Raw genomic sequence first — 12,113 nt, forward strand, 5'->3', positions numbered from 1 at the left:
CCCCGGCGCGCCAGCGCCCCACCGGCAGACCGCCGCACGTGGAAACCCCCGGCCCCGGAATTCGTATGACCACACCACAGCCACAGCCGTTCAGCCTCTCCGTGGACGCCGGACCGCCCTCGGCCGTCCTGCGCGTCGCCGGCGGCCTCGACTACGAGACGCACGGCGAACTGGTGAAGAGCGTCACGTCCCTGCTCACTTGGCACCCGCTGCGCGAGCTGACGCTCGATCTCTCCCGGCTGGACGCCGTCGACTCCTCCGGACTGTCCGCGTTGCTGCTGATCCGGCGCCGGACCGACGAGGCGGGCGTCGTCCTGCGCCTGGACCGGCGCCCGGCCGTCCTGGAGCGCCTGCTGGACAGGACGGGCACCCTGGAACTGCTCACCGGCCCCGCACCGGTCTCCGGCCGGCAGCACCGCCCCGGCGCGGGGTAAGAAGCGCCGCACCTGGCCGAAGGCCCCGAATGCGGCCGCCTGAGCAGGGTAGTTGCTGCTGTGTGGAGCCGGGCGGGTGATGACCGTCCCGTCCGAGGGCTCACACTCGTCTCGCTCGGGGAGGAAGGACAGCGTGGCCATCGACACCATCTGGTCGTACCCGCCGCAGGCGGCTCACGTCCACGGACTGGACCTGACCGGCTTCACCGTCGTCGCCACCGACGGCACGATCGGCCATGTGGACCGCGAGGCGGACCACTTCGGCATGCGGCACCTGATCGTCGACACCGGTGTGTGGGTGTTCGGCAAGAGCGTCCTCGTACCGGCCGGCGTCGTCACGGGCATCGACCCCGAAGGCCGGCGGGTCACGGTGGCCTGCAGCAGGGGAGAGGTCAAGGCGGCACCGCGCTTCCGGATCGACAGCGAGACCATGGATCCGGACTACCTGACCAGCGTGGGCGACTACTACCACCGGCTTCCGCCCCGCGAGGCGACCACCGCCTGACGGAGCAAGCACACGGCAAGGGCGGCGGCGGGCCTCCGTCGCCCCCGGCGTCGGCGTCGGCGGACGCGTGACCGGAACAGACCGGCCGCTCCTATGCTGGAGCGGCCCACGGGATGCGCGTGGCGGCCCGGCGAGCCGTGGAGGAAGAGTCTGCCGATGCCCGACGAACGTCGGCCCGCCCTGATGTCGTCCGTCCCCCGGATCCGCTGTGCCGCGCAGGCGACCGGTGGCGTCGACGGCACGGACACGCCATGGCGCACTGGGACGCCCCTGGCGGGGGTCCGCCGGTTTGGACCGTCCGGACCGTCGCCGGCCTCCGGCACCGCGTTCGTGGCCCCGGCCGTCCGGAAGCGTCCCCGTCGGCGCCCGGCCGGGCAGCGCCGGAGCACGCGGGGGAGGCCTCTCGCCGCGGCGGGCCGTTCGGCGGGAGCGTGAAAGGCTGTGTGACGTGACAGGAACCGCGGGGTGCTTCCTCCTCGCCGATACTGTCGGGGTGGCGATGGAGGTGCCCGGGGAAGTGACCGAACGGTGAGAGACGACGAGCACCCGCGCGCGCCCCGCGCCGAGCGGGCGGATCACGGGGACCCGGCGCGCGCGGACCGCGCCGACGGGGCGGTCCCCGCGCTGTGCGACCCCGCGCCGGACCGGCCACCGGCACCGCGGATCCAGGTCACCAGCGCCGCGACGGCCCGCGCGTACGCGCGGTCGGTGGTACAGGAACAGTGGAACTCCGCCACGCGCACGGCGCGGGAGGAGGACGTCATCGATCTGCTGCTGGTCGTCTCCGAACTGGTCACCAACGCCATCCGGCACGGCGACGGCCTCGCCGGCTTCGAGGTGGTGCCGACCGACGCGGGCGTGCGCCTGGCCGTTCACGACAACAGCGACGTCGTCCCGGAGGTCGCCTACGGGCCCGGCGACCTCCCCACCGCTCACCGGGGCAGCGGATACGGCTGGCCGCTCATCATCCGGCTGGCCCGTGAGATCGTCATCGACCGGCGCGCCGGGGGCGGCAAGACCGTCAGCGTCCTGGTGCCCCTGCACGTGGGTTAGGCCGGGTCCGCGAAGTCCCGTCGTCCGGAGGCGGGCGGGACTTCGCGGACCCGGCCCGGAACCTGCCGCCGGCGGTGTGCCGGACCGGCCGAGCCGACCGGGACCGACCGGAGAGAAGTTCACGGGAGTGGTGCCCGCCCGGCGCGTCCGACGCACGAGCCCGTACGCACGAGCGGCCATGCACGGTTGCTGGGGGGCGGGATCGACCGCGTCACAGGCGGACGCGTGCGGCCTTTGGGCTTGCGCTTCTCCGCGCGGCGGACGCAGCCCGGGCCGGCCCCGCGGCCGGCCGCTCCTCGCTCACCAGGGGAGGAAGACGTGCACGTCCTTGCCGTGCTCGTTCGTCACGACGCTGACCTGGTCGCAGAGGGTGTGCACGAGGTGCCAGCCGATACCGCCGCTGCCCCGGCTCGGATGGAACGGGCGCGGAGCCGGCGGCGTCGTGCTGGTGTCGCTCAGGGTGACGTGCACTCCGTCGAACGTACGGCGCAACCGCAGCTCGAAGGGGCCCGGCGCGTACTGCACCGCGTTCGCGGCGAGCTCCGTGACGACCAGCAGGATGTCGTCCCAGTGCTCGGGCGCCGCCGGCGGCGTGACGCGCGCGAGGTCGCCGAGGAACTCCTCGGCGGCCAGACGCGCCCCCGTCACGTGGTGCAGGTCACCTGTGAAGCGGGCGGTGCGGCTCGAAATGCCCTCGGTAGCCAGTGTGTCGTCCCAACGCGGCTCGGTTGCCATATGCCTTCCCGGCCCGGCGTGCTCAGCTGGGCTGTCGTCCTTTCTTTCCCTCGGGTCCAGTGTCTTGTTCCCAAGGGCGCGGACCCTACGCGTGGGTATGCCGTGGCCCCGCTCTCAGTGCCCGCCGACTCCTAGGCGGCCGCCCGGCGCAGGCACGTTCCCGTCTCGTGCACGGCCCCGCGGGACTCCCAGCCCCGCAGGCAGCACGCCTCGTACAGTTCCCGCCATGCGGACGCCGTCCCGGCCCCCGCCCCGGAACGACGGGCGCGTGCGCAGTCCGGTGTGTGGTCGGCGCCCTCGGCGGCGCGCCAGAAGGAGCAGCACGGGCGGGCGGGCGTGAACCGCGGCGCCTCGCCGAGAGCCGCCCGTCTGGCCCGGCGGTGCGCGTCGAGCACCAGTCGGTCGCGCCGGCCCGCTTGCACGGCCGCCGCGGCCAGCACGGGCACGGCGAGCGACAGGGCGACGGCGGCGGATGCGATCCCCCGGCCGGTGCACCACAGATCCGCGGCACCGGCGAGTACGGACGCTGCGGCGCAGAGGACCTGGCGGCGGCGGTGGTACGTCATGGACGGACTCCTCCCAGGGTGAAGACGGCCTTCTCCCTGCGGTTACGACGCACCGGCCGAACTAAACCCGCCCGTCGTGCTCCGTCCGCCGTCCGCCGTACCCGTCAAGCGGGCCTTTCGGTGCCTTTCGCTCGCACCGGACGCCGCGCGGATGCGGGGTCACCTGCTGTCCGGGCTGTCCGGGCTGTCCGGGCTGTCCGGGCTGTCCGGGCTGTCCGGGCTGTCCGGGCTGTCCGGGCCCTCAGCCGAAGGCGGTCCACGCGGTGCCGCCGTTGACCATCAGGAGGACGGCCAGGACCAGCAGGTCCGCGACGCCGAGCCAGAACCCGAGCCAGGCGCGGAAGCGGCGCGGCGTGTTCCGGCGCAGCGCGATCAGCGCCAGGGCGATCGCGACGGGGCCCAGGACCAGGTTCAGGACGACCAGGCCGATCAGCCCGAGGACGAAGGACGCGACGGCCATGCCTTCGGTGTCCCGCCTGCCGGTGTTCCGCCGGGGAGGTGCTGTCAGCCGCATCGCTCACGCCCTCCCCGCTCGGCTGCGCCGGCGCCGCTCACGCACGGTGAAGACCGCCAGCCACACGACGATCACCGCGCTGAGGGCCAGCGTGACGGGCCAGGGCAGGTAGGCCACCGCCCCGAGGAGGACGGCGAGCAGGAGCAGTGCCGCGACAAGGAAGATCACGGCTCACCTCCCGGCCCGGACGGGGGCGTGCACGAACGGATCCCGGTATTCAGCAAGCATGCGATGACAGGTTTCCCCCCAGTCCGATGTCACGCCTGGGGCGCCGGGCCGGCCGGCACCTCGACCGGAATCCGACGGTCCGTCAACTTTCCCGCATGCGCGGTCGGTCGAGGGGCATGCGGAAGGTCCAACCGTCCCCGAAGGGAGAAGTTCATGAGCAGTTACGGCAGTTCGTCCACCGCGTCGTCCCGTTCGCGCACCAACGGCCTGGCGGTGGCGAGCCTCGTCTGCGGCATCATCGGCCTGTTCCTCTTCAACGTCATCCTCGGCCCCATAGCGATCGTGCTCGGCTTCGTCGGGATGCGGCAGGCGTCCGTCAAGGGCGGTGGCGGCATGGCGAAGGCCGGCATCGTGCTCGGCATCGTGGACCTGGTCCTCTTCTTCGTGCTGATGGCCGTGTCCGCGGCCAACGGCGGCTTCAGCTGGTACGTGGGCGGCTGACCCGCCCCCTGCTGCCCGGTCAGCGGAAGACGTTGTCGGAGTCCTCCCAGTCGGCCGCCGCGTCGTGCCGCACGGCGCGGCGGGGGGAGCGGCTCCGCGCCTCGTACATCGCGTCGATCTCCACCGCGTAGTGCCGCACTATGGCGTCCCTGCGCAGCTTCATCGACGGGGTAAGCAGCCCGCTGGCCACGTCGAAGGGCTCCGGGAGCACCCGGAAGACCCGGATCGACTCCGCCGGGGAGACGGCGCTGTTGGCGGCCGCGACCGCCCGCCAGATCTCCTCCCGCAGCGCGTTCTCCTCCCGCGCATCCCGGCCCGGTGTGTCGGCCTGGAGGGCCAGCGCGGCACGCCAGTGCGCCAGGTAGTCCGGATCCAGCGTGATCAGCGCCCCGACACAGGGCCGGTTGTCGCCGACGACGACCGCCTGGTGGACGAGCGGGTGCATCCGCAGCCGCTGCTCCAGCAGGGCCGGGGCCACGCTCTTGCCGCTGCTGGTGATGATGACGTCCTTCTTGCGCCCGGTGATCGTCAGGTACCCGTCGGGGTCCAGGTGCCCGAGGTCCCCGGTCGCCAGCCAGCCGCCGCGCAGCACCGCCCGGGTGGCGGCCTCGTCGTTGACGTAGCCCTGGAACACCGACGGCCCGCGCACCAGGATCTCCCCGTCCCCGGCCACCTGGATCTCGGTGCCCGGCAGGGCCTTGCCGACGGTCCCGGACCGCTCCCGCCCCAGCGGCTGCATCGTGACGCCGCCCGCGGTCTCCGTGAGCCCGTACCCGTCGTGCACGTAGATGCCGATGCCCTCGTAGAACAGGGAGAGTTCGCGGCTGAGCGGTGAACCGCCGGAGGTTGCGCGGACGATCCTGCCGCCCAGCGCGGCCCGCAGCCTGCGGTACACCGTGCGCTCGAACAGGGCGTGCCGGAGCCGCAGTTCGACCCCCGGTCCGGAGCCGCGGCCCAGGCGCCGGCGCTCCATCGCCGCGGCGAACGAGCGCGCCGTGCCGGCCGCCTGCTCGAACAGGGCACCGCGGCCGGACTGCTGGGCGGTGCGCAGGAAGTTCTTGTAGATCTTCTCGAAGACGGACGGCACCCCGTAGAAGTACGTCGGCCGGAACGTGCGCAGCGCCGACGTCAGGGCCGCCTCGCTCATGTCGGGCTCGTGGCCCATCAGGATGCCGCCGCGGACGCACAGGCCCTGGATCATCAGCCCGTACACGTGCGAGAAGGGCAGGAAGGCGAGGACGGACGCCTGCTCGCCCGGCGGCGCGGCGGTGTGGCCCCAGCCCGCCAGCAGCGTGTCGCAGGGGCTGGCCAGCGCGCGGTGGCTCAGTGCGCATCCCATGGCGTGGCCGCTGGTGCCGGAGGTGTACGCGATCACGGCCGTCGCGTCCGGCAGCACGATCCGGCGCAGGGAGTCGACCGTGGTGAGCGGGACGGCGGCGCCCCGCTCCGCCAGCTGCGCGGCCGCCCCGGCGTCCAGCTGCCACACGTGCCGCAGCAGCGGGAGGTCGGCGCACACGGAGCCGACCGTCATGACGCCCTGCTCGTCCTCGACGACCACCGCCACGCACCCGGCGTCCCGGAGGATCCACTCGACCTGGTCGCGGGAGGACGTGGGGTAGAGGGGGACCACTTCCGCCCCGACGGCCCACAGCGCGTAGGCGAACACCGTCCACTCGTAGCGGGTGCGCGCCATGAGCGCCACGCGGTGGCCCGGCGATACGCCGGACGCCACCAGCCCCCGGGCCAGGTCGGCGACCTCGTCCCGCAGCTCGGCCGCGGTCACCTCCTGCCAGTCGGCGGCGGAGCCGGCGCGGCGGGCGAGCACCGGACGGGCCGGGTCGAGCGCCGCCCTCTCGAAGACGGTGTCGGCGAGGCCGCCGGCCGGCGCCGGAACGGCGGACGGAGCGAGAGCGAAGTCACGCATGCACTGCTCCTGAGGTGTACGGAGGGTGACGCCGCCGACGAGCACCGTTGTCGACGGGGGTCGAATGTAGCCCAGGTGAGCGCGGCAGGGGACCCCGAAGCGGGAAGTGGCCCCGTTTCGTTGACCCCGCCGGATGTGGGGACTCGTAGGCCATGAGTTACGTCAATCCGGACCCGGACCCCGAACGGACCCCCGGTCTCGAGCCGGGAGGCGGCGTTCCGCCGGGCGAGACCCCGCCCGCGGAGAGCAGCATGCCCGAGGCGGGACCCTCGGAGAAGCCGACCAAGGGATGGGCGAAGGCCCCACTCGCCCTCATCCTCTGTCTCGTCGTGCTGGTCGCCGCCTTCTTCCTGGCGTACGCCCTGGTCCTGCTGCTGTGAGCAGGGCAGGCGGGCAGGCGGCGCGAGCCGGGGAAGCGGCGGGGTGGAGCGCCGGCGGAACCGGGGGGGCGGAACGCCGACGCCCTCGGGGCGGGCCGGCCGGTCACCCCTGGGTGTGGCGTACGCACTCCGTGACGACCTCCCGCAGGCTGCCGCTGCGCTCCAGCAGTTCGCGCTGCACCCGCGCGCCGTTTCCGTGCCGCAGCAACGACTCGACGGCCTCCCGCGCCCGGTCCAGGTCACCGGCGTCGGCGAGGGCGTCGCCGACGTGGTCGAGCAGGTCCCGCACCACCGACTCCGCCGGCAGCCGGCGCATGGTCGCCGGGTGCAGCAGCTCGCGCGCCAGACCGGCCCGCGAGGCCTGCCACATGGCCAGCCGGAGCAGGTTCACGCTGTGGTCCACCGGCTCCTCGCCCGCCCGCCAGGCACGGGCCGCCGTCTCGACGAGCCCGCGGGCCAGCGTGGCGATCAGCTGGGCGGTGCCGGCGTGCAGGCAGACGTCCGAGACCCGGATCTCCACCGTCGGGTAGCGCTGCGACAGCCGCGCGTCGAAGTAGACCATCGCCTCGTCGAGGATGACCCCGGTGGCGACCATGTCCGCCACCCGCCGGTGGTAGCGCTCGGGCGTCTCGAACAGCTCGGTCGGGCCGGCCGACGGCCAGCGGCCCCACACCTGGGTCCGGTAGCTGTCGTACCGGCTGTCCTTGCCCTGCCAGAACGGGGAGTTGGCACTGATCGCCATCAGGACGGGCAGCCAGGGCCGGATGCGGTCGACGACGGCGACGGCCTCCTCGTCCGACTCCACGGAGACGTGCACGTGCATGCCGCAGACGAGTTGCTCCTGCGTGGCGATGCCGTACTGCTCGGCCATCCACTGGTAGCGGCGGTTCATGCCGATGGAGGGGCTGACCGGCAGCGGGGAGGTGGCCAGCGCCGCCACGGCGCAGCCGATCTCCCCGGCGTGCCGGGCCGCCTCCTTGCGGCAGCGGACGATCTCCTCACCCAGCTGGTCCATGTCCGCCTGCGGATGCGTGGCGAACTCCAGCATCTGTCCGTACAGCTCCTTCTCGAAGACGTCCTCGCCCTGGTCGTCCAGTGCCACGCGGGCGAGTACCGCCGAGGACAGCGCCTTCGGCTCACCGGTCTCAGGGTCGACCAGGAGGAGTTCCTCCTCCACTCCGACGGTCCGCACTCCATGCCGCCTTTCTGTCCGTCTGCCGCGACGCCGGGGCGTCGCCGGATCGTACGACCCCGGCCGGGTCGTACGACCCCGACTGCCCCGCGACGACGGCCGGACACCTGGACGCGGCCGCGGACCCGGCGGCCCGCAGGCCGGCCGGGCGCGGAGTGACAGCTGTGCCTGGAGTGGCAGCCGTGCGCGGAGCGGCCCCGCCGAAGGGGGAGCGGCGAGCTCAGACGGGGTACGGCGTGAGCCAGACCGTGGCGAGCGGCGGCAGCGTCAGGCGGATGTGCCCGTCCTCCGGCTTGACCGGATCGGGGTGGGTGACACCGCTGCCGCCGTAGCGGGTGTCGTCGGTGTTGAGCCGCTCGCACCAGGCCAGGGCGTCGCCGGGCACGGCGAGGCGGTAGCCCTCCCGGACGACGGGGGAGAAGTGGGACACCGCGAGCAGCGGGCGCCCCTGCGCGTCGTGGCGCAGGAACGCGTAGACGTTGTCGTCCGCGGCGTCCACGGCCACCCAGCGAAAACCCTCCGGGCTGGTGTCCCGCTGCCACAGCGCGGGCGTGGCCCGGTACAGCCGGTTGAGGTCGCGCACCAGGTCCTGCACCCCCCGGTGGTCGCCCGCGGCGCAGTGTCCGTCGTCGAGCAGCCACCACTCGGGGCCGTGGGCCTCGGACCACTCGCCGCCCTGGGCGAACTCCTGGCCCATGAACAGCAGCTGCTTGCCGGGGTGGGACCACATGAAGGCCAGGTAGGCCCGCAGGCTGGCGCGCTGCTGCCACCAGTCGCCGGGCATCTTCGACACCAGCGAGCCCTTGCCGTGCACCACCTCGTCGTGGGAGATCGGGAGTACGTAGTTCTCGCTGTAGGCGTACACCATCGAGAAGGTCATCTCGTGGTGGTGGTACGTGCGGTGGACCGGTTCGTGGCTCATGTACTGCAGCGAGTCGTGCATCCAGCCCATGTTCCACTTCAGCCCGAACCCCAGACCGCCGCCGTCGGTCGGCGCGGTCACCCCGCCCCAGGCGGTCGACTCCTCGGCGATGGTCACCACGCCCGGCGCGCGCCGGTAGACGGTGGCGTTCATCTCCTGCAGGAACGCCACCGCGTCCAGATCCTCCCGGCCGCCGTACACGTTCGGCGTCCACTGGCCGGGATCCCGCGAGTAGTCGAGGTAGAGCATGGAGGCGACGGCGTCCACCCGCAGCCCGTCGATGTGGAACTCCTCGCACCAGTACACGGCGTTGGCGACCAGGAAGTTGCGCACCTCGGTCCGGCCGAAGTCGAACTCGTACGTCCCCCAGTCCGGGTGCTCCGCCCGCCGCGCGTCGCCGGGTTCGTACAGCGGGTCGCCGTCGAAGCGGGCCAGCGCCCAGTCGTCCTTCGGGAAGTGCGCCGGCACCCAGTCCATGATCACGCCGATGCCGGCCCGGTGGCAGGCGTCGACGAAGTACCGGAAGTCGTCCGGGGAGCCCAGCCGGGCGGTCGGGGCGTAGTAGGAGGTGACCTGGTAGCCCCAGGAGGGGCCGAAGGGGTGCTCGGCGACCGGCATCAGCTCCACGTGGGTGAAGCCCATGTCCCTGACGTACGCGGGAAGCCGCTCGGCCAGTTCCCGGTAGGTCAGCCCAGGCCGCCAGGACGGCAGGTGCACCTCGTACACCGAGAACGGGGCCTCGTGCACCGGGGTGTCCGCGCGGTGGGCCATCCACTCCTGGTCGCGCCACCGGTGGTGCGGGGCCGTCACGACGGACGCCGTCGCGGGGGGCTGCTCCGTGCGGCGCGCCATCGGGTCGGCCTTGAGGAAGCGGCCGCCGTACTGCGAGGTGATCTCGAACTTGTAGCGGGCGCCCTCGCCGATGTCCGGCAGGAACAGTTCCCACACGCCCGAGGCGCCCAGGGACCGCATCGGGAACGCCGTCCCGTCCCAGAAGGTGAAGTCGCCCGCGACCCGGACTCCCCGCGCATTCGGCGCCCACACGGTGAACCGGGTGCCGGCGACGCCCTCATGGGTCATCGGCTCGGCGCCGAGCGCCTTCCACAGCTGCTCGTGCCGGCCCTCCCGGATGAGATGCAGGTCCAGCTCGCCGAGGGCCGGCAGGAAGCGGTAGGGGTCGTGGACCTCACGGCCGTCGCCCGCGTCCCCCTCGTAGGCCACCGTGAGGGTGTAGGCGGGGACGGCGTCGAGGGGCAGCACGGCCGAGAACAGGCCGTCGCCCTCGGAGACGAGCGGGGTCCGCACCCCGCCGGTCACGACGCCGACCGCGCGGGCGTGCGGCCGCAGCGCCCGGACGGCGATGCCGCCGGGGACCGGGTGCGCGCCGAGCAGCGCGTGCGGGTCGTGGTGGGCGCCGGACAGCAGGCGCTCCCGGTCGGCCGGGTCCAGGGGCGGAGCCGTCCCGGCCCCGCCCGGGGCGGGCGGGAGCGGTCCGGACGGCTCGGGACGTGCGGTGTCGCGCAGTGCCACCGGTTCAGCCTCCTCTCACGGCGAGACGTTCGATCGCCGCCATCGGTACGGCGAGCCAGCCGGGGCGGTGCCGGGCCTCGTACAGCACTTCGTACACGGCTCGGTCCGTCTCGTAGGCCCGCAGCAGGGCGTGTTTCTTGCGGGGGTCCCAGCCGGCCCGGGACGCGTAGCCGGCGCAGTAGGCCTCCCGGCAGCGGCGCGCCCACTCCGGGCGCCAGGGGCGGCGCTGCCGGGCGGCGTAGTCGAAGGAGCGCAGCATGCCGGCGACGTCCCTGACCGGGGACTCGGCGGTGCGCCGTTCGGCGAGGGGACGGGACGGCTCGCCCTCGAAGTCGATCACGAACCACTCGCGTCCGGCCCGCAGCACCTGGCCCAGGTGCAGGTCGCCGTGGATGCGCTGGGCGGGGGGACCGGCGTCGCAGGTGGCGAGGGCGGCGAACGCGGTGCGCAGCCGGGCCGCGTACGGCCCGAGGGCGGGCACGCAGTGCGCGGCGGCCTCCAGCCGCTCGGTCATCGCCGCCGCCGTGCGTGCGATGTCGTCGTGCCCACCGGTCGGGAAGGCCTCGGCCAGTGCCAGGTGCACCTCCGCCGTCGCCTGCCCGAGCTGGTGCGCCTGGGGGGTGAAGTCGTCACCGGTGGCCAGTGCCCGCAGGGCCAGCGTCCAGCCGTCGGCGGCGTCGCGCAGGAACGGCTGGAGCACACCGAGCGTCGCCGCCTCCGGCTGGGTGGTGCCGAACCAGGCCACCGGGGCGGGCACCCGGGAGCAGCCCTGCCGGGCCAGCGCCCACGGCACCTCCAGGTCCGGGTTGACGCCGGGCTGGATGCGCCGGAACAGCTTCAGGATGAACTCGTCGCCGTACACGATCGAGGAGTTGGACTGCTCGGCCTCCAGCACCCGCGGCACCAGCCCGCCCGGGACGACCGCCGGCTGGTCCGTCTCGAAGCGGAGCGTGCCGACGGTGCCGGGGTGGCGCAGCCGCTCCAGCAGCAGCTGCGCCGACCGCGGGTCGCACAGCGCGTCGTAGATCGCGAGACCGGCCAGGGGTCCCTGCGCGGCGCGGCCGATGAAGGCGCGGTGCAGGCGCGGTGCCGGCTGCTGCCGCACACCCAGCAGCAGCTGGTAGCAGTCGGCGGGCTGGGCAGGCGGCGGCGAGCCGGCGGGTGCGGGAAGAGCGCCGTGACCGCCGGAGTGGGCGCCCGCGTGCTCGGCGTGGACCAGCAGGTGCAGACAGCCCGGGAACAGCTCCGTCATGGACAGCAGGCGCAGGTCGGTGACGGGCCGGTCCTTGCCCGCGAACCAGCGCCGGCCGGGCAGCCACTCGCGCAGCAGCCCGCCGAGCGAGGCCATGGGCCCGATGAGGTGCGGACTGTCCGGCTGGAGCATCGCGGTCTTCGGCATGGTCACGCCTCCTTCCGTCGGCCACGCGCTCAAGCCCGTCGGCCGATCCGGGATGCGACTTTGGTGAGCCGGAACCAGTAGAAGCCGTGTCCCGCGAGGGTGAGCAGGTAGGGCAGCTCGCCGATGGCGGGGAAGCGCACCCCGCCGATGAGCTCGACGGGATGGCGTCCGTCGAAGGCCTTCAGGTCGAGCTCCGTGGGCTGTGCGAAGCGGGAGAAGTTGTGGACGCACAGCACCAGGTCGTCCTCGTACTCGCGGAGGAAGGCGAGGACGGCGGGGTTGGAGGAGGG

General features: G+C 73.5%; 14 protein-coding genes. 5 read left to right on the forward strand and 9 right to left on the reverse strand.

All coding sequences use genetic code 11. The annotated features are described in order from the left end of the window. Window positions 1-65: 65 nt before the first annotated feature. The 3 genes from ABZ920_RS28375 (at window position 66) to ABZ920_RS28385 (ending at window position 1,992) form a co-directional block, all read left to right on the forward strand. Window positions 66-434: an STAS domain-containing protein gene (locus tag ABZ920_RS28375; protein ID WP_361510931.1), complete on the forward strand. Its 369-nt coding sequence runs from the start codon at window positions 66-68 to the stop codon at window positions 432-434. Window positions 435-567: 133 nt separating this feature from the next. Beyond that, window positions 568-939, forward strand: a complete 372-nt coding sequence (locus ABZ920_RS28380; RefSeq protein WP_361510934.1) for a PRC-barrel domain-containing protein — start codon at window positions 568-570, stop codon at window positions 937-939. A gap of 624 nt (window positions 940-1,563) precedes the next feature. Continuing rightward, the gene (locus ABZ920_RS28385; protein ID WP_361510979.1) at window positions 1,564-1,992 is read left to right on the forward strand and encodes an ATP-binding protein; all 429 of its coding nucleotides are present in this window, start codon (window positions 1,564-1,566) and stop codon (window positions 1,990-1,992) included. A 300-nt stretch (window positions 1,993-2,292) separates the two neighbouring features. Here the strand turns inward: ABZ920_RS28385 and ABZ920_RS28390 are convergent, their stop codons facing one another. The 4 genes from ABZ920_RS28390 to ABZ920_RS28405 all read right to left on the reverse strand — a co-directional run bounded on the left by ABZ920_RS28390 (window position 2,293) and on the right by ABZ920_RS28405 (window position 3,975). Then, complete coding sequence (locus ABZ920_RS28390) at window positions 2,293-2,727, reverse strand: ATP-binding protein (protein WP_361510937.1); 435 nt, start codon at window positions 2,725-2,727, stop codon at window positions 2,293-2,295. A gap of 131 nt (window positions 2,728-2,858) precedes the next feature. Then, complete coding sequence (locus ABZ920_RS28395) at window positions 2,859-3,293, reverse strand: hypothetical protein (RefSeq protein ID WP_361510940.1); 435 nt, start codon at window positions 3,291-3,293, stop codon at window positions 2,859-2,861. A 241-nt stretch (window positions 3,294-3,534) separates the two neighbouring features. Then, window positions 3,535-3,807 carry a DUF4190 domain-containing protein gene (locus ABZ920_RS28400; protein WP_361510943.1) on the reverse strand — a complete coding sequence of 91 codons (273 nt, stop codon included), beginning with the start codon at window positions 3,805-3,807 and terminating at the stop codon, window positions 3,535-3,537. 3 nt (window positions 3,808-3,810) lie between these two features. Then, complete coding sequence (locus tag ABZ920_RS28405) at window positions 3,811-3,975, reverse strand: hypothetical protein (protein WP_361510946.1); 165 nt, start codon at window positions 3,973-3,975, stop codon at window positions 3,811-3,813. A 213-nt stretch (window positions 3,976-4,188) separates the two neighbouring features. Here ABZ920_RS28405 and ABZ920_RS28410 point away from each other — a divergent pair, with 213 nt between their 5' ends. After that, the gene (locus ABZ920_RS28410) at window positions 4,189-4,476 is read left to right on the forward strand and encodes a DUF4190 domain-containing protein (protein WP_361510949.1); all 288 of its coding nucleotides are present in this window, start codon (window positions 4,189-4,191) and stop codon (window positions 4,474-4,476) included. Between the two features lie 19 nt (window positions 4,477-4,495). Here ABZ920_RS28410 and ABZ920_RS28415 read toward each other — a convergent pair whose 3' ends face one another. Further along, window positions 4,496-6,400, reverse strand: coding sequence for an AMP-dependent synthetase/ligase (locus ABZ920_RS28415; RefSeq protein ID WP_361510952.1), 1,905 nt, complete (start codon window positions 6,398-6,400; stop codon window positions 4,496-4,498). 152 nt (window positions 6,401-6,552) lie between these two features. Between ABZ920_RS28415 and ABZ920_RS28420 the strand changes: the two genes are divergently transcribed. Beyond that, window positions 6,553-6,780, forward strand: coding sequence for a DUF6480 family protein (locus ABZ920_RS28420; protein ID WP_361510955.1), 228 nt, complete (start codon window positions 6,553-6,555; stop codon window positions 6,778-6,780). A gap of 103 nt (window positions 6,781-6,883) precedes the next feature. Here the strand turns inward: ABZ920_RS28420 and ABZ920_RS28425 are convergent, their stop codons facing one another. From ABZ920_RS28425 to ABZ920_RS28440, 4 genes are all read right to left on the reverse strand, one after another. Further along, entirely contained in the window at window positions 6,884-7,972 is a 1,089-nt protein-coding gene (locus ABZ920_RS28425) for a glutamate--cysteine ligase (RefSeq protein WP_361510958.1), read from the reverse strand. A gap of 220 nt (window positions 7,973-8,192) precedes the next feature. Beyond that, window positions 8,193-10,424 (reverse strand): 1,4-alpha-glucan branching protein GlgB, encoded by a 2,232-nt coding sequence (gene glgB / locus ABZ920_RS28430; protein ID WP_361510961.1) that lies wholly within the window; start codon window positions 10,422-10,424, stop codon window positions 8,193-8,195. A gap of 4 nt (window positions 10,425-10,428) precedes the next feature. Next, the gene (locus ABZ920_RS28435; protein WP_361510964.1) at window positions 10,429-11,823 is read right to left on the reverse strand and encodes a maltokinase; all 1,395 of its coding nucleotides are present in this window, start codon (window positions 11,821-11,823) and stop codon (window positions 10,429-10,431) included. Between the two features lie 29 nt (window positions 11,824-11,852). Continuing rightward, window positions 11,853-12,113: alpha-glucosidase C-terminal domain-containing protein (locus ABZ920_RS28440; protein WP_361510968.1), on the reverse strand; the 261-nt coding region annotated here is incomplete at its 5' end.

This window comes from Streptomyces sp. NPDC046831 (assembly GCF_040645305.1).
Lineage (GTDB): Bacteria > Actinomycetota > Actinomycetes > Streptomycetales > Streptomycetaceae > Streptomyces.